Source organism: Vibrio sp. M260112, assembly GCF_036533775.1.
In the GTDB taxonomy this organism is placed as follows: Bacteria; Pseudomonadota; Gammaproteobacteria; order Enterobacterales; family Vibrionaceae; genus Vibrio.
Genome location: NZ_JATABH010000001.1, coordinates 173,030 through 192,569, shown reverse-complemented (window position 1 = coordinate 192,569; position 19,540 = coordinate 173,030). Strand labels below are relative to the sequence as shown.

Here is a 19,540-nt window from a genome sequence, read left to right as displayed (position 1 = left end):
TATGCGGAGCAAAATATTCACCATACGGATTTGATAGTGATTATCATTACCATTTGTGGAGTATTGGTTTAATCTGACGTTCCTTTATTACAAATTCACCACAGGGACGCGTCACGTGTTAGCAGAACAATCCTATCTCCTTCCAAGCGAACAGGAAGCGCATTATTTCCTCCTGCCAGTTGTGCGCCGAGTGGAAGATAAGTCTGGCTTTACATCTCTACCAATATTGTCTCTGGATTTGCGAGAGCCAGATGATCAGGTTCACCATCTCCTTTCGGTTGGGGCCGAAATGACGGGACAAGGGTATCTAGTTTGTAATGTATTGCTTAAGGCGCAGTGGTATATCGCCTCATTGGAATGGTCGCTAGAGCACCAAGTTGTTCAGCAGTTTCGTTTTGAGTCTGTCGAATCACCATCACGACATATTCGCACAGTGGTCAGTTTTGATGCGCGAGCTGCCGAAGACCTACACGATATGCTTGGCAGCGAATACGATACGTTGGTAATGACGTTCGGCTCTGACGCAACGATTCATTTTTCCCCTGGCTATCACGCGAACGAGATTGAGCTGTTCCTTCAACACTGTCAGAGTACAGCATGGAAAGATGAGACCTGGTTGAGGGGAGCGCCAAATGAGTGGACGTCTGACGATGCCTTATACTTGGCGTTTTATCATCAAGCGCGCAGTCACCCTAACCGCACCGCCATTGTTTCTACTCAGCTGACTTGGACCTACGAGGAGTTGCTTATTCGGGTTGAGGCATTCATGTCGCATTTGGCTTGCCACTGCCATTCCGATCAGCCTATTGCACTGTATTTGGAAAGGGATGTGCATCAAATTGTTGTAACTCTCGCTTGCCATGGGCTCGGATATCCGGTTGTGCCTATTTACTACGACACGCCGCTGGAGCGGGTCGAGACTCAGTTGGCGATTGTGCAGTGCCAGTGTGTGATCACCCGATCTGAAAAAGCTCGCGTACTGAGTTGCGATGCCGAGCTTATCGTTATTGACTCTTTACTAAAGGTGCAGACGCCATCTGTGAAGTTGACAGCAACGCCGCTCACACTTAGCAAACCGAACTATGTGTACTTCACATCGGGGTCTGAAGGTGTGCCGAAAGCGGTCGCTTTGCCGGGACGCGCGATTGCGCGGATTGTTGACCAGCCAAACTTCTTAGGCCCGATGTCAGAGCAAGTTTTTAGCTATATCGCTAACCCAGCGTTTGATGCCTCTGCGTTGGAGCTGTGGGGAGCACTGTATAACGGTGCGACGCTGGCAATATTGGATAAAGACGAAGTGCTAGATGTCCACGTGTTATCGAATACGTTACGAGCGTTTGGTGTCACCACGTCGTTTTTCACTTCCGGGCTGTTTAATCGTATTGCCGATGCGCCCGTTTCGGTGTTCGGCACTCTGTCTTATGTGATGTTTGGTGGTGAAAAAGTATCGATGCCTCATGTGCAAAGGGCATTGGAGCAAGCGCCAACTACGCAGTTTATCCACTGCTATGGGCCGACAGAAAACGGAATATTTACGACCACGCACGTGGTTGAGCCCGCTATCGCGCATCAAAGCAGAGATCTGCCAATAGGTAAACCGGTCAAAGGTACGCAAATCACGCTGCTTGATCACGCGCAGCAACCTGTACCGCAGGGCAAAGTGGGTCAACTGGTGTGCTTTGGTGATGGGCTAGCCACGGAATACGTTGGTGCGAAGGCGCAAACCGAGCAGAAATTTATCGAGTTTAACGGCGAGCGCGGCTATTTGACCGGAGATTACGCGCGCGTATCGGCTGAGCAAGAGATCGAGTTTGTCGGGCGCGTGGACTCACAGATCAAACTCAATGGTTTTCGCATCGAGCTAAGTGAAATCCAGACAGCGTTACGATGCCATGCTCAGGTGGTGTCGGCTTATGTGCGAATGTGTCCGGTCAAACGCCAAATACAGGCGTTTTACACCAGTGTTGATGGTAGTGAAGTCTTGGATGTTATGCACTCTCTGGCTCACATGCCGCACTACATGCAGCCGGCAGTTGTCCTTCCTGTGTTGTCCATCCCGCTGAACCCGAATGGAAAAGTAGATCAGAAAGCGTTGGACGCCCTCATGCAACCAACTCAGACCACGGTATTGGATGCTCCCTGCTCAGAGACGATGAAAACAGTATTAGCAATCTATGAAGCGTTGTTGTGCGCTCCTGTCGAGTGCAGCGACAAATCACTGTTTGAGCTGGGTGGTAACTCTCTGCACTTGATGCAACTTCTTACCCAACTTCGCTCGACGTTTTCTCATCGCCTCGAACTCTCCTTTCTGGTCGAAAATTCTTCACCCAAGGCGATATGTGATTGGGCCGAGCTGCAGCAATGGAATCAAATGCAAGACGAAACGACGCAAGAATGGACGTTTTAACTATGAATCACAACGAGATATTTTCTCTTTTAAAGCAGCTTAAAGAGCAAGGAATCCGACTCAGAGCGATGCATGGCGAGTTAAAAGTATCGAGCGAGAACGGTGCGCTCGATGCTGAAAAGGTGGCGCTGATCAAGTCTCATAAAAACCAATTTCTGGATTACTTCCGTGAGTCAGCTTCTACGAGCGTGATTGACTCGTCAGAAGCGCAGCGCTTTGAGCCATTTGAACTCAATGAGAACCAGCAGGCTTACTGGTTGGGCCGCAGTCAGTCTGTGGAAGGTGGTGGTGTCGCGATCCACCTCTATTTTGAAATAGACGCAACTGGGCTCGATATTGATAGGTTGCAGCTTGCGTGGGACACCATGGTCCAACGCCATGACATGTTGCGTGCGGTGGTGACGCCGGATGGACACCAGAAGGTACTCAATGCGGTGACGGTACAACCGTTCACTGTGGTTGAGGCTGAGGATGGCTTTGACGCGACAGTGGCTAAAACGCGCGAGCGTTTGTCCCATGCTAATTACGACCTTACTTTATGGCCCCAACATCAGTTTGAAGTTGTGGCATCGCACGATAAGAAAACTTTATGTCTGAGCCTCGACTGTTGGTGTATTGACGGATGGAGTTACCAAATCCTATTTCAGGAATGGCTGCAACTGTATCGTAGTGCGCAGCCACTGCCTTCGATCGAGTTAACTTTTCGGGATTACTGCCGCCATGTTGGGGGTACGCTCAGTCAACAGCAGGTTGCGTATATCGACAAACAAGCCCATCAATTGCCGCCAGCGCCGGCCGTTCCAGAGCGGCAGCGCTCGTCCGTGACACCCGTGTTCCAGCGGTATGATCGCTGGTTGTCGAACGAGCAGATATTACAGCTTAAGCGTTGGTGTGCCAGTCAGGGCGTGACGTTAGCTTCCACGTTGCTGACCTTGTATGCAGAGGTTCTTCACCTGTGGTCGAGCAATGACCGTTTTACAGTGAATGTGCCACGATTCAATCGCAATATTGACGACGCTAGAATCCATCAAATCATTGGTGAGTTTGCCACGTTTTCTCTGGTTGGGTTTGATTTTAGTGTCGAGATGGATCGAGCTGACCGCATTAAGCAGGCTCAACGGTCGGTGCTAGAGAGTGTCGAAGCTGGGGTGTCGGGTGTTGATATCCTGCGCAAAAGAAATGCGCTTACGGACAGTGTCCAGACGATGCCTTTTGTGTTTACCAATGCACCAGAGTGGATTACGCCGAGTGGCGAAAAGCAGTCGTTCATAGACACACTCCAGCAATTTGGTCGCTTGGAATACGCGATTTCACAGACACCGCAGGTGAAGATCGATTGTCAGTACCACGAGAGCCGTGATGGTTTATACGTGTTTTGGGATGCCAGAGAATACCAATTCTACCCAGGTCAAGTCGGGCAAATGTTCGCGGTGTTTATCGACAGCATTTTGGGCCTGTTAGGGCACGCTACTCAAGCTCAACTGCCTGAGATTGCGCCTATGGTACTGACCGAAGATCGGGTCTTATTAATTGGAGATGTGTGGACCGACTTTACTCAGACCGTCGCTCGCTACCCGAATCAGATGGCGATCGCGTGTGAACAAGGTGAAACCACATGGTCTGAATTGGCGACGCGCGTCAGTGTACTCGCCAGTCAGATCGCTGAATGCGAGCTTGCCCCTCACCAACCCATTTTGATCATGGCAGAAAAAGGCTGGCAGCAAATGGCGGCGTACTTGGCCATCCACCATCAGGGTCATATCGCTGTGCCAGTGGATGGTTCGAATCCAGTTAGCCGTCTTCAGTTTATCGCTGAAGATACGCAAGCGCCGTTGATTTTATGTTCCACTTTGTATCAGGGACTGGCGGCTCAAATTGGGGTTAGCACGTTAGACATCGCGGGTACGACAACGGATCTAGCAATGCCAGCACGGCAAATGTCGTCAGTCACCATGTTAATTATCTATACATCCGGGTCAACAGGGCAGCCCAAAGGCGTTCAAATTGCCGCAGCAGCGATGCACAACGCGGTGAATGCGACCATTCAACGCTTTCAGTTTGATCAACAAGATGTGTTTTTCGGACTGACCCAACTGCATCATGATATGGCGTGGTTTGATTTGTTGGCGGCGATCAAAACGGGTGGTGCTTTGGTGTACCCAGCGTCGAAGAATTACCGTGATCCGCAGAGCTGGCTCTGTCAGATGACCCATTACGGAGTGACCTGCTGGAACAGCGTCCCTCAGTTGATGCAAATGTTGCTCGCGGCATTAAAACAGACGCCATCCAAGCTCCTCAACGAGGTTCGTGTCGCCTTTTTAGGTGGTGACTGGATCCCGCTATCGACCCATTCTGAGATGCAAGCAATGTTACCAAATGCTCGCTTGGTCTCCGTTGGTGGGCCGACGGAGACGACATTGTGGAATATCATGTATGAGGTGACCACCTTTGATAACACTTGGTCGAGTGTCCCTTATGGTCAACCTATCGCCAATAACCAGTACCGAATCTTAGATCGGCACGGGCGAGATTGCCCGCTTTGGGTGGAAGGTGAACTTTGTTGTAGTGGGGTCGGAGTGACGCCTGGGTACGTGAACCGGCCTGAATTAGAGAACGAAAAGTTCTATGAAGGGACGGATGGTCAGCGTTACTACCGCACGGGTGACATTGGTCGTTATCGTTCAGATGGCAATATCGAATTTATCGGTCGTCAAGACGACCAGATCATGGTGGGTGGTTATCGCATTGAATCTCAAGAGATCCATCGTGCACTGGAAAGTCATCGTGCGATCGAGCAGGCGCAAGTGGTGGTTAAGGGTAATGAGCTACAAGCGTACTTGGTGGCCGAGCCGGGGCAAAACCCGTCGGTAGAGGAGCTAAACGCGTTGCTCGAGGCTCAATTGCCTGCGCAGATGATCCCTTCTTTGTATTTTGTGGTTGAGAGCATTCCACTGACTGCCAATGGCAAGGTTGACAAGTCTGCCTTGAGTTCGATGCACTGCGAGCCATTAACCGCAAAGCGCCAAGTGGAGGCTGACATTACACGACCAGAGCATCGTGTTGTCGCCGTATTGTGGGAAGAAGTGCTAGGTCGAGCGCCGCAAACACCGCACGATGACTTTTTCTTACTTGGCGGTCATTCACTGACTGCGGTTGAATTGTTTGCACTGATGTTCCCGCAAGGTCACAACAAACATTCGGTGGTCAGTTTGTTTGAGCTTCGCACGGTCGAGCAACAAGCCGCGTTGATGTTGGACAATGTTGACGTGGGAGTGTTGGCACTATCGCACAGACCACTCTCTGGCGCGGAACTGTCGCAAGGGCAAAAACGCATTTGCTTTGTAGAACAAATGACCCAGCAGCCGAACCTGTTTAATCTTCCGTTCAGAATTGCGCTTCGGCAGGGCTGCGACATTGATCGACTGCATGCATCGTTAGAACGCACCTTAGTGCAGTTCGATGTCTTTCAGTCGACCTTATTGGAGGGCCATTGGATAAGAACGACAGAGATGCCGCGTGTCAGCGTCCATCGTTTACCTCTCAACGAGTCGATCATTGAAAACTTGAGTCGCGAACAAGCGCGGGAAGGGTTAGATCTTACCTCCGGACACGGCTGGAGGGCAAAGCTTGTCACGCACGAAGACGGACATTATGAATTGCTGTTGACAGTGCACCATGCCCTGTTTGATGGCTGGTCATTGCAGGTCTTACTGAAAGCATGGCAAGACAACTATGGTGAGCAACATGAGCGACAGCCTGACCGCGCGGATTACTTCAATTATTGTCAATGGGAATCGCAAGCAAAGGCTGCGGAACACGAGATCGCTTTTTGGCAACGTCAATTAGAGGGCTATCAGAACTCAGCATTGCTGCCGACTCAGCTTGCGCCTCAGTACAACGATTTTTCTGCCGCGACAGAAGGGCTGGCGCTGGATACCGCGACCGTTCGTGCGATCAGAGTATTTGCTGAGCAGCAGGGCAGCACTGAATTTGCCGTCATGATGTCCACATTTCAACTGTTGATCAGTCGCTATCTGGCTCAGGATGATGTGGTGATAGGAACGCATGTTGCGAATCGACCGACAGCGCAGATCCAAAACATTCCGGGCTTATTCCTCAATAATGTGGCGATCCGTCTGTGTCTCGATGCTGACTGGAGTGTTGAACAGCTCATTGCAAACCAAACCCAAACGCTGCTTGCCGCGTTGAAGCATTCGACATTGCCTTTTGACCGTGTGGTTAGTGAAGTGGACGCGGGTGGTGACGGTCGTCGTCACCCGCTGTATCAGACAAGCTTTGTTCTGGATAACTCGAAATCGTTCGAAGGCGAGTTGGGTTGTGTGATCAAACCGACAGAGCAAGCGGCTTTGTCGACTGAACTGGAGATGAATGTTCAGTTAAACAAGGACAGCGGTCGGATCAACCTAGTGTATCGAACTGGGCTATTTACTGCGTTTAGCATGCGTCAGCTACTGGCTCAATACCAAACATTACTCAATCAAATGCTGGCACAGCCGTCGCGACAGCTCCGTACACTTTGTTACAACGCTGAACCAGAAGAGGCGGTACTCAATGGACCATCGCTGCCGATTCCATCAGAGACTGTTCGAGCGCTTTGGCTAAAGGTCGTGGAGACTAGACCGCACGCGCCAGCTTATATGGATGAAACCGTCACGCTCACTTTTGCCCAACTCGATGAGCGTGCTCATGCTTTGGCTATAGCGCTGTCCTCCATTGGCATTGGTGAACATTCCCGAGTGGGGGTTCATCTCGATCTTGGTGAAGAGTGGTTGGTGTCATTGCTCGCGCTTATCAAACTTTCTGCTTGTTATGTTCCGTTAGCGACCAATTTGCCGAACGGACGACTGCAGCAGATGGTGGCCATTTCGGAATGCGAATTGGTGTTAGGTCAGAGCAATATTGACCTTGGCGTGCCGTACGTTGCCCCAAGCCACGTCAAAGATATCGAGCATTTAGGCGGCGAAGCGCGTCAAATCGACAAGCCATTCCTATACGTGACTTTCACATCTGGCTCGACAGGCACGCCGAAAGCCGTAGCCGCAACAGAGGAGAGTGCTCTGAACCGATTCACCTGGACTTGGCAACAGATGCCTTATGCTGAGCACGAAGTGTGTGCACTCAAAACTTCGATCAGCTTTGTTGACTCCATTGCAGAGGTGTTTACCCCACTGCTGAAAGGTATCCCGCTTGCCCTGATCCCAACTCAGGCTCAGTGTGACCCTGAGGCGTTCGCCCAATGCATCGCCAATCATGGAGTGACGCGCTTAGTCATGGTGCCATCTTTAATGGAAACACTGGTTGAGCACGGACAGAAATATCCCGAGATGGTGTCCCACTATCGCTCGTTGTCGCATGTGGTTCTGAGCGGTGAAACCCTGTCGCTGACGCTTGCTCAACGGGTGAAGAACCTCTGGCCGCATCTACAACTGTGGAACGTGTACGGCAGTGCCGAAGTGGCAGCCGATGTGCTGGCAAAACGTATCGATTTACGCCATCCGCACATTACCTTAGGCCAACCGTTCTTTAACACGCGCATTGAGCTGCGTGATAACTGGGGATGCCTCACCCCGTTAGGGGGAAAAGGCGAACTGATGATCTCGGGGACACAAGTGATCGCTGGCTATCTGGGTGAAACGCCTTTCCCTCGGAATGCTCGCGGAGAGGCCACCTTTGCTAGTAGCGACATGGCCCAGCTTCACAGTGAGAATCCGGCGTTGGAAAGCATCGAAGTGGTGTTTGTCGGACGTCAACAGCAGTTGGTAAAAATTCGTGGCCAAAAAGTGTCACTCGCTGAGATCAGAGAGACGTTGACGGCACACGAAGCCATTACACAACTGGCTGTGGTCATGGTCGATGAACAGCGCATTGGGGTCATGTATACCCCGAACACGGTGTCACCGCAGTCGTTGCAGAATCTGGCTGAAAAATATTTACCTCGATACATGCGCCCGCAGGTTTGGCTCGGTGTGGACAACATGCCATTGCTTGCAACAGGCAAGGTAGATCTCAGAGCCGTGACAGCGGGCCTTCAACAGCAACCGGAAAGTTCGAGCAATGCGCGAGCCTTGACGAAAACAGAGAACGATATTGCTCAGTTGTGGCAGTCATTGACGGGGATATGCCCTCGCGACCCTGACAGTCACTTCTTTGATATGGGTGGTCATTCGCTGTTAGTGAACTCGTTAACGAACGCATTAAACCAAGCCTTCGGGCTGTCATTGCGCTTGGGGCTGGTGTACGACTCACTGATATTGAGCGAAATGGCCGAATTAATTGAGACGCTTGTAACGACCCGCCCCGTCCAATCAAGCATTAAAGAAGCAGGTGTTATCTAATGGGAATCGCGCTAAAGCTACTGCAGTCGATGCGAGCAGACGGCATTTTTCTGCATATTACAAATGATGGAAATTTGGGGTATGAAGCGCAGCGAGCACTGACAAGTGATGAAATTGAGTCACTGAAAAATCATAAACCGGCGCTGATGGCATTACTTAAAGCGTCAGCAACGCCGCATGCGCTCAATGCTCATCCGCAGTGTTCGGTGTCGCAAGAGAATCTGTATTTGCTGTGCCAATCGGCTTCGGTCAACGCCAGTTATAACTTGTGTTTTTCTCTGCGATTTGAGCAAAGACCGGATCTTGAACGTCTCAAAGAGGTGCTCGCACATGTTCAAGTGCAGCAGCCGGCTCTGCGCAGCGGGTTTCAACGCGAAGGTGGTGAAGTTGTGCTGTATCGGTCGGATACGTCGATCGTACCATTTGAGCAACTCGAACTGGATGAACCAGACTATGAAGCTTGGCTTGCTGAGGTAAGTGAGACACCGTTCGATTTGAGCGCGCCACCCTTGTGGCGATTCTGGTGGGTTGAAACAGCGCAGGCTTGCCGCTTGGTCGTATTGGTACATCATATCGTCTGGGACGGTTGGAGCACTGCACGTTTTCGCCGGATGTTGGACCAAGCCTATGGACAGAATTTGGGCGCTGTCAAGACGGAAGAAAATTTGGGTGCCGATCATTTTGCCCAGCATCAGAAAGAAGCCGAGATTCAAGGGGAATGGCAGCAGAGCCTAGAGTACTGGAAAGATCTGCTCGCGTGTGCACCAAAACAAAATGATTGGCTGCGTCGCAAGCAACCAAGCAGCAGTCAGGCGTGCCATGCGGAGTACCAACTGAGCGAGGCCAGTTTGAGTGCAGTGGCGTCGAGTGATCGATTCAACACGCTGCTGTCCGCTTGGTTCTTGGCTCTAGGCCGCCAATATCGCTGTAACCGGATGGTGTTGGGGGTGGCGGTCGCCAATCGTGATTTGCACACAGATCTAGAATCCAGTTTGGGTTATTTCAATAACGTGGTGCCCGTTACCCAGCACCACCTGTTAACCACCTCTGCTAAACAGGTTTTAGGTAATGTGAAAGCACAGTGGCGAGAGAGCATCGTCCATCAGAGTGTTCCATTTGGTCACATCGTCAATGCCGTTATGCCTCATCGTACTGCGCACGATAACCCATTAACACAGGTGGTGATTGGCTATCAGAGTTTCGATTGGGACTCCGAGTATGTTGCGTTGCCTCATAAACTTGAGGTGGTGAAGAACACGCAGGCTAAATTGCCTCTGTCGATCCAAATGGCAGCGTTGAACACCCAACTCACTATCAGTGTAGAGTACGACCCCGCGTGGTATGAAGGACCGGACATCGATGCTTTGCTTGCACAGTTTAATCAGGCGTTTAACGAATTGTCTTCGGCATTTGAACCTCCTCTGACTCAGGCTTGGATCAAAGGTGCTCATTTGCCCCCTGCGGACACACGACCACGAAACCTTGCACATATGCTAAAGAACACGGCGCAAACACACCCAGATAAACCCCTGACGTTTGTCGCGAGTGATGGGAATCGGAGTATCTTGACTTATGAAGCTCTCTATCAGCAAGCTGTGCAGATGGCTGGGCGATTACAGCAGGGCAAACCGTGGTCGCAAGCTGGTCGTCCAGTGATCGTTGTGGCTGCTGATTTAGCTCAGTATGTGGTGAATTTCTGGGCCGTTATATTGGCTGGGGGGCAGCCCGCGACAATCAATGCACCGCAAGTGGCCACGCAGGATGGCTTAACCAAAATTGTTGATGCTTACACTCAACTGAATCACGCAGTGATCGTATGTTGTCCTTCGGGCAAACAGGCGCTCTCAGGGCTAATGCTCAGCGTGAAAGAGGCACAGATTGTAGTGCCAAGTGAGTGTTCAGCTTCCCCCTATCTAGAGGTCACCATTGACTCAGGCAGTCCGGGCATCATTCAACTCTCTTCGGGCTCGACTGGCAAAAGTAAGTGCATTCAACAAAGTCATCAGACGATTGTCGACTACTGTGATTTGATCACCCAAAGTCGTGGTCAACTCGCCTGCGACGTGTCACTCAACTGGATGGGGTTTGATCATGTTGGTGGTTTGCTGTTTACCCATCTGCGTGACACCTATCTTGGCTGCGAACAAGTGCACGTCTCCACGCCGTTTGTGTTGCAGTCTCCGCTGCGTTGGCTGGCGCTGATCGAAGAGTATCAAGTGACGCACAGTTGGTGTCCGAATTTCGCGTACAAGTTAATGACGAGTGAACTGGCCTCCACCACAGAGCACTACGATCTGTCTTCTCTCAAGGAGCTGATCAATGGCGGTGAGATGGTGGTGGCTGACACGGTACGTCGATTTATCGAAACTTTTACCCCTTGGGGCTTACGTCCACATGTTTTAACCCCAGCGTTTGGTATGGCAGAGTCGTGCACCGTTATCTCCATTCACCCTGTGGTTTCCACCAAAGCACTGTCGTTACACAGTTATGCGATAGACAGTATGGATGACTACACCCAGATTGGACACAGTGAATTTGTCTCGTTGGGCCAAGCGGTCGCCAATACGGAAATTCGTATCGTGAACGACAACGATGAAGTACTCAATGAGTACGAGGTCGGCAAGATGCAATTGCGCGGCCCTTCTATCACCATGGGTTATTTAGCGGCTCCCGAGCTCAATGACAAAGCCTTTGTTGGCGATGGGTGGTTTGATACCGGCGATTGTGGCGTCATCGTGGGGGGCGAGCTCTATCTGACGGGGCGGTTGCAAGAAAGGATTGTGCTCAACGGTATGAATTTCTTCAACCATGACATAGAAGCCGTCGTCGGCTCGGTGGAAGGGGTGGATGAAACCTGTGTGGCGGCAGCGGGCTACCAAGATCAGGGCGATGCGGCGGTGGTCTTCTATGTTGCTGCCTCATCCGCGCCTCAGCTGGATATCGATGATCGTATCCGCAGACAACTCGCGGAAACGTTGCAGTTTTATCCGACCCAACTGGTAAGGGTCGAGGTCGCGGACTTTCTTAAAACGACGGCGGGCAAAATTCAGCGTCGCAAAATGGTTGAGCATTGGCTTAGCGACAAAGCCTTAAATGACAACCCTATAGTGATGACGAGGTTACTCTCTGCACCACTTCTTGATACTTCGCTGACATCGGTCACACCTGTCTCGCTGGGCGATTTTATTGCCGGAGGCGCTGCCTCTGAACGCGCTGTGGTGGCGCTATCTGCGCACGACGTGGACGCATTACTGCATCACACGAATGATATTCAGCAAAGACTCGCTCAGCACACCGTTCAGCAACTGGTGCTGATCACTGAAATCGCGAAAGGACCGGAATTAGAACGCTGGGCTCAGGCGTTTGAAGCCTGTGTCACTGGGGTGTCGATACAAGTGGTTACCTGCGTCGGCCCCTCGAAGGCAAATCGAGTGCCGACGGGTAACCGGGCTAAGCGGCTCCACTTTGATGGCATGACCGGGTTTGAAGAGCGTGAGTTTGCCATGCAGTGGCAACGTGGCTCGACGCCCGTCGCGCTCAAAACGGCGTCCTATTCCGTGGTAACTGGCGCTTCAGGTGGCATTGCTCATCACTTGTTGGAAATGCTCATTGAAGCTGGCGAATTTGTCGTTTTACTCTCTCGCTCCAAGCCAAAGTTCACCGAGTGTTTGACGTCAGAGCAGTACTTCTGGATTCCTGTGGATTTCAGCGCACGAGATACGCTTCAAGCGGCATGGTACGAGGCGCGAATTGGTCGACCGTTCCTGAATCAAGCACCTGGGCGAGTGTTTCATCTGGCAGCACAGTTTCATCGTGACTCTCTAGAAAGCTTAACTCCGTCGACGTTGTTTGCGGTGAAAACCGTCAATGAAGGTGGCCTGAAACAGCTAGTGGGTGTCCTGAGTGACGATCACGATGTTGGGGCAACGGAGTGGTTCGTGTTTGGTTCGTTAAATGGGGTCAGAGGTGGACACCAAAGTCTCTCTTACAACATGTCGCAAGCCGCCACTCGCAGCGTTGTGATGCAACTAAGGCAGCAAGGACAACGGGCGTGTTGGTTTGGTTGGAGTGCATGGGAAGGCACTGGGATGTCTGTGGGAGAAGTGGATATTACGGCGTTGAAACGTGCTGGGCTGCAAGCGCTCCAAACCGAGGATTGTCTTCAGGCGATGCCATCGCTTCTGTCGTTACCTGCAGGGGATTACCTGATTGGTGCAGAGCCGATTTGCCCTGTTTTTCCCGTGAACAACCAGTCAACGCCGACTCGTGCTGAAGCGCTTCAAAGCGTGGACGTTGGCCCACTGCGTGTGATCTGGCAGCAGTTACTTGGCTGCGATGCCATCTCCGACCAGCAGAGTTTCTTCGAACTGGGTGGCAGTTCGATTCTGCTCTACAAGCTGCACCATCATATTGAACACGACTTAGGGTACGACAACGTCACGATGGCAGATCTGTTTTCTGCGCCGACATTGCAATCGATGGGTATGATGCTGACTCGCTTTCGCTCAACAGAGGCATCTGCCGAGCAAAACCAAAGCGAGCAGAGCATCAAAACGCCATGCCACGCCTCAGTCAAACAACGCTTTAAGCGAAGAATGAACAAGTAATGGAGCCTACACACATGACTCACTCTGATATAGATACTTTATCTGAATTGGGCGCCATTGCCGTCATTGGCATGTCGGGAGAATTTTCCGGTTGCAGGAACATTGATGAGTTTTGGTCACTCGTTCAATCAGGTCAAAGTGCGGGTCGATATACGGCCCCAGAGGTTGCGACAGAAATGGGCATGCCAAGCAGCAAGACACGAGATGAGCACTATGTGCCATGGTCGATGCCGATTGATGATGTTGATCAGTTTGATGCACGTGCCTTTGAAATGAATGACATGCAGGCGGAGACTATGGATCCCCAATGCCGTCGATTCTTACAAGCGTGCTGGCATGGGATCGAGCATGCCGGCTACAACCCGATGAAACTGAGAACGCTCAACGCAGGCATCATCGCTTGCAGCAACCCCAACCAGTACTTGGGCGAGACGGTCAGCACCCATTTAGATGCCAACCATCACGCGAAAGCGTTGCAGGTATTGACCGGCAATAGTAACGACTTTTTGGCGACTTGGGCGGCTTACAAACTGAACTTAACCGGTCCGGCGCTTACGGTGCAGACGGCGTGTTCAAGTTCATTGGTGGCCATCGCCACTGCTTGTTTGCAGCTTCAGACCTATCAGGCCGACATGATGATTGCGGGTGGCGCAGCGTTGAGTTTTCCGCAAGACCTTGGTTATGTCCGTCAGCCGGGCAGCATTTTGTCACACAATGGCCAGTGTTCACCATTCAGTCTGGACGCATCGGGCACCTTAAATGGACATGCGGTTGCGACCGTTGTTCTCAAGCGTGTGGAAGATGCGGTTGCTGACGGTGACCATATTTGGGCAGTGATCCGCGGTGCTGGGATCAATAACGACGGGCGCGCCAAAATGGACTTTATGGCCCCTGGTGTTGAGGGGCAGTCTGCAGTGATGCAAAAAGCCTTGCAACTGGCAGAGCTCACACCGAACCAAATTCAATATATTGAAACTCATGGCACGGGTACCCAACTCGGCGATGAGATCGAAATACGCGCACTGAGCGACGTGTATGGTGGAAGCACGTCAGCTCAGTATCTAGGGGCGGTAAAAAGCAACATTGGCCATGCGAACGCAGGGGCGGGCATCGCCGGGTTTATCAAAACCGTGTTGTCTCTCTATTACGGAAAAATTGTTCCTAATGCGGGAAATACCACTCCTAACCCGGCCCTGAATCTTGATAAGTGTCACTTTATTCTCCCCAACAAACTCATCAACTGGCCCGAGTGCGAATACCGACGTGCTGCGATCAGTTCGCTGGGGTTTGGTGGCACTAATGCTCATTTGATTGTCGAACAAGCCCCGCCACTGAGCCACGCTGTTGCTCTCTCTGCAACAGAGTCACAAGCGCTGAGTGTGTTGCTCTTAAGTGGCACTAGTGAAGCGTCGTTACAGCGTCAACTGTGCTCATGGCAAGCGTGGCTGAGAGCGCAGACACCGAAGGCGTCTGAGCTGCAAGCGGTGGCTTGGACGTTAGTGAACCATCGTCACCATTTTGAGCATCGTCTCGCGGTTGTTGGTGATTCCTGGCAAGCACTTGATCAGGCCATCAGCGATGGCAGTATCCAACGTGGTGCTAAGCGATTGGTGTTTGCGTTTACCGGACAGGGTGCACAGTGGCAAGGGATGGGGCGCGCGCTTTACCAACAGGATCCTACATTCCAAGCAGTCACAAACCAGTGTGATGTGGTGCTAGAAAGCGAATGGGGCATCGCCCCGGCCTCGGCGGTTTGGCAAGAGGATATGCCATTTGAGTTGGCATTTTCCCACGCTGGTGGGGCGCATTACTATCAATTCTGCTATCAGCTTGCATTGGCGAAATCACTCATGGCGCAAGGGCTCGAATTTGACACCTTGATAGGACACAGTTTGGGCGAGTTTTCCGCAGCGGTGATCAGCGGTGCTCTCACACAGGAACAAGCAGTCTGGTTGGTTTGCCAACGTGGTTTGGCGATTGAGGCTCACTGCACTGACAAAGTGGGGATGCTGGCGGTGAGTTTGGGTCGCGAGGCTTTGCTGCCGCTGTTGCCCGCGGAGATTGACCTCGCGGTGGTCAATGGTGAGCAACAGTGTGTCGTGGCGGGTTCCGATGCGGCACTTCAAGCCTTTGAGGGTGAACTTGCTGGCCTTAACCATCAATCGAAACGGCTCAAGACCACACATGGTTTCCATTCGCGACAAATGTACGCGGCTAAGCAGGCTTTTCGTTTGGCGTGTGAGCAGATTGAATTTCGCCCGATCCAGCGGGATTGGATCAGTGCACTAACGGGCCAAACGCTGACCCACGTCGATGCAGACTATTGGGTAAAACACCTGACTGAGACGGTTCGTTTTGACTTAGTGCTTGACCAACTTCGGGCTCAAGACGTGGCGCTGATCGAATGTGGGGGGCGCAGTGTATTGAGCGTATTAGTTCAGGCGGTGCTCAGTCAATGCTCGGTGACGACAACGTTTTCGTCTAACGAGGAGGCCAAACTGTTGGCGCAGGCCAAGGCGATCGCTTTCTGCTGCGATCGTTTGAACGTTGATGGAACGCGCTCACCCACGGGTCATATTCCGGTGTCTTGTTTTGATACCACTCGATACTGGAGCGAGCAGGCCACCCATCGCATTCGTTGGCGAGGCGAGCAAATGGAACCGGATTTGTCCCCGACACGGGTCGATGAGGACGATGATGAGCTGACATTGTGGCTCAAATCCTTGTGGCAAACCGAACTCGGTGACGGTGTCTCGATACATGAGGGCAGTGACTTTTACGCCCTAGGAGGCAACTCGTTAGCGGCAATTCAAATTTGCGATCAGCTCGAAAAACAACTCGGTCTGTCGTTTCCCATTAGTCACTTTTTAAACCAACGCACATTTGGTCAGTTTATGCAGACCTTACTTACGTTAGCTGAAGAACAACCCGAAGAGATAGAGATCATCCAATGACGCAGGTACCAAACTCTACCAGAGCAAAGCTTCTTGACCGACTGAAACTTCCTAAGACGCAGGGGGAAGTCGTCGCGTTAGACAGTGACGCGCGTTATGAGCCGTTTGCCATGACGGATATGCAGCAAGCGTATTGGTTGGGCAGAAGCCGTCAACTGGACGGTGGTGATGTGGCGATGCATTTGTACTTGGAGTTCCAGAGCGCGTCGTACGATATTGAACGACTCGAATGGGCGCTTAATACCGTGATTGCGCGACATGACATGTTGCACGCCGTAGTTTTGGACTCAGAGAATCAGCAAGTGTTGTCCAGTTTTCCTCAGGTGAACATTGAGCTGTTTGACTTCAACAGTGTGCCCGAGCGTTTGGATACCTTGCGTCAAGAGTTGGCGCATCGTAAGTCAGATCTAACACAGTGGCCGCAAAATCATGTTGTGGTGACGACATTGGCTGACCGCGATTACCGCTTACATCTGAGTTTGGATCTCTGGTGCATTGATGGTCGCAGTTATCAAATCCTACTCAAAGAGTTCGCGTCCTTGTATCAGCACGGCAGCACGGAGGGGCTGAGAAAGTCTACGCTCACGTTCCGCGATTACGTGATCTACCAACAGAAGCAACAGGAAAGTCAGGCAGCGCTTAAAGCGAAAGCTTACTGGGAACCGCGTCTGGATACTTTGCCCGCAGCCCCCTCCTTGCCAATGACGCGACGTGAGCCACAAGGACAAGGGTTCCAGCGCTTTTTAACCACGTTATCGGTTGAACAAACCCTGCAACTGAAAGGCTATGCGCAGCAGCATGGTGTGACATTGAGCAGTGTTCTGATGACCCTTTACAGTCTTGTGCTTGGCAAATGGTCCGGTGAGTCTGCATTCACGCTGAATATTCCTCGATTCAATCGCCCGAGTGTACACCCAGACGTGAACCACGTGATCGGCGAGTTTGCCACCTTTTCGCTATTAGAGGTGGAACTGGACGCCAAGCTGCCTTTCTCCGATCAAGTGAAACGACTGCAACAGCAAATGATGGAAGACATGGAACATGCATCGGTGAGTGGGATGGAACTCTTACGTACTCTGACGAAAAAGCATGGCAGTGTGGCTAACATGCCCGTGGTCTTCACGGCTTCCCCAGAATTAGGTCAGGAGCAAAAGCAGTTTGAAGACGAGATCGCGGTCTTTGGTACGATCCAACATGCGATTTCACAAACACCTCAAGTTGATCTCGATTGCCAGTACTTTATGTTGAAAGACCAACTCAATATCAACTGGGATGCGCTGGTACACAAGTTTGAACCTGGTGTGATTGCAGCCATGTTTGAGGAGTTTGAACGTTTGTTGCAGCTCATCTCCTCGGCAGGAACTGATTGGCAACAAGTGGTCACCGCACGTCTTCCAGATGCGCAACAAGCGATTTGGGACAGGGTGAACGATACCGAGACGCCGTATGAGCTGATCGACTGGCGGGCCGTGCTGGAGCAACATGCACGCACGCAGCCCGAAAATACAGCCCTCATCTACGCAGGGGAGCCCATAACTTGGTCGCAGTTGCATCAACAGATCGCAATCATGGCGGCTAATCTCCAAGCGTATCGTCCGACGTCTGGTGTGGTGGCTTTGTATGTGCCCAAAGGGCCAAAGCAGATTATGGCAGCTTATGCTTGCGTTATCGCGGGTTATGCCTATTTACCTATTGACATCGAAGCCCCTCAGGATCGGGTGTCTGCCATCCTGACAGAGTCAGGAGCCGATCTGCTCATCCAGACCACAGGCGTGAGTGTGGTGGTGGAAACAATACAGCGGGTTGAGATTGACGAGCTGGCGAAGGACAAGGAGAACGTCTTGTTGGCGAGCACGGTGAAGGCTGAGCAGCTGGCTTACGTGATTTACACCTCTGGCTCTACCGGTACACCGAAAGGCGTGGCCATTCAGCATCAAGGGCTGAGTAACTTTGCGCAGTTCAACCGAAGAACGTTCAATCTAAGTCCGAGTGACCGCGTCATGGCGTTGAGTGCCATCCATCATGATATGTCGGTCTTTGATCTATTCAGTGGCTTGCTGGCTGGGGCGGCGCTCGTGGTGCCAGATGAGAGTGCTCGTCGTCTGCCTGAACAGTGGCTTCAATTGGCCATCACAGAGCAAGTGACTGTTTGGAACGGGGTGCCTGCAGCGGCGCAACAACTGATCGCGGTAGCCAATGAGCAGAACGTGACACTGGCGCGCTTGAGGTTAATGATTTTAGGCGGAGACTGGGTCGGGAAGGACACACCAGATCGACTTAAGTCCATCGCCCCGCACTGCCAACTTTATACCGTGGGCGGGCCAACCGAGATTTCCGTTTGGAATATCTGTTCTCGTGTCACGGTACTGGAGGATGATTGGCCATCCTTACCGTATGGCCAACCCGTAGATAACAGTGGCTACCTGATCTTGTCTCACGATGGAGGCCTAGCACCGGTGTGGGTTTCAGGCGAGATGTTGTGTTTCGGAACTGGAGTGTTTGACGGCTATCTGCATCGACCCGATCTTAATGAGGATGCGTTTCTCCATCACCCGAATTACGGGCGCCTCTACCGCACAGGCGATATCGGCAGAATGCGTCCGTGTGGCAACCTCGAGTTCATTGGTCGAACCGATAACCGAGTGAAACTCAATGGTCATCGTATCGAACTCAGTGAAATTGAACTGTTAGCTGCGGACGTTGATGGAGTCGTGCAAAGCGTGGCGTTGGTCGTTGCTTCAGGTCAAGGCGATAAGCTTGCTTTGTGCTACCTCACTGACGGGGTTCCGGACGAGGGACTTGAGGCGCGTTTGAAGCAGCGCTTGGTGAACAAGTTACCTGTGGCATTGATGCCCCAAATCTGGCATGCGGTCGAAGCGTGGCCACTGACGGCCAACAACAAGATCGATCGGCAGAAATTGCGCGACTGGTGCAGCAGCTCTGGTCACGAACAACAAGCCATAGAAGGCGCATTGGCACAACTGATCGCAACGTTGTGGCAATCACTGATTGACTCGCCAGTGCAGCACATGAGCGATAACTTTTTCATGCTTGGGGCTGACTCCATTACGGCCACCCGCCTTGCGAGTCAAATAAAGGAAACAATCGGTGTGGAGATCACTTTGGCTGATGTTTTCCTTTCCCCAACGATTCAACAGCAAACCACCTTGATTGGCGAAAAGCTGGTCCAAGCGGCATATCAAGGAGATGAGTAAC

At 51.8% G+C, this 19,540-nt stretch carries 5 protein-coding genes; all 5 read left to right on the top strand.

Going from position 1 to position 19,540, the window contains the following annotated elements; all coding sequences use genetic code 11:
• The first annotated feature begins 115 nt into the window (after positions 1–115).
• Genes QTN95_RS00720 through QTN95_RS00700 form a run of 5 tightly spaced genes read left to right on the top strand, consistent with a single transcriptional unit; the run spans position 116 to position 19,539 of the window.
• The gene (locus QTN95_RS00720) at positions 116–2,407 is read left to right on the top strand and encodes a non-ribosomal peptide synthetase (protein ID WP_331415977.1); all 2,292 of its coding nucleotides are present in this window, start codon (positions 116–118) and stop codon (positions 2,405–2,407) included.
• Positions 2,395–8,763 carry an amino acid adenylation domain-containing protein gene (locus QTN95_RS00715; protein ID WP_331415976.1) on the top strand — a complete coding sequence of 2,123 codons (6,369 nt, stop codon included), beginning with the start codon at positions 2,395–2,397 and terminating at the stop codon, positions 8,761–8,763. Before QTN95_RS00720 ends, QTN95_RS00715 begins: the two co-directional genes overlap by 13 nt.
• A complete protein-coding gene (locus QTN95_RS00710; protein WP_331415975.1) occupies positions 8,763–13,370 on the top strand; it encodes a condensation domain-containing protein in 4,608 nt (1,535 codons plus the stop codon). Before QTN95_RS00715 ends, QTN95_RS00710 begins: the two co-directional genes overlap by 1 nt.
• Before the next feature lie 14 nt (positions 13,371–13,384).
• Positions 13,385–16,324 (top strand): beta-ketoacyl synthase N-terminal-like domain-containing protein, encoded by a 2,940-nt coding sequence (locus tag QTN95_RS00705; RefSeq protein ID WP_331415974.1) that lies wholly within the window; start codon positions 13,385–13,387, stop codon positions 16,322–16,324.
• Positions 16,321–19,539, top strand: coding sequence for a non-ribosomal peptide synthetase (locus QTN95_RS00700; RefSeq protein ID WP_331415973.1), 3,219 nt, complete (start codon positions 16,321–16,323; stop codon positions 19,537–19,539). Before QTN95_RS00705 ends, QTN95_RS00700 begins: the two co-directional genes overlap by 4 nt.
• The last annotated feature ends 1 nt before the right edge of the window (position 19,540 follow it).

Coding starts and splice junctions, on each gene's coding strand:
- QTN95_RS00715 (WP_331415976.1), top strand. CDS start 2,395: ATGGACGTTTTAACTATGAATCACAACGAGATATTTTCTCTTTTAAAG.
- QTN95_RS00710 (WP_331415975.1), top strand. CDS start 8,763: ATGGGAATCGCGCTAAAGCTACTGCAGTCGATGCGAGCAGACGGCATT.
- QTN95_RS00705 (WP_331415974.1), top strand. CDS start 13,385: ATGACTCACTCTGATATAGATACTTTATCTGAATTGGGCGCCATTGCC.
- QTN95_RS00700 (WP_331415973.1), top strand. CDS start 16,321: ATGACGCAGGTACCAAACTCTACCAGAGCAAAGCTTCTTGACCGACTG.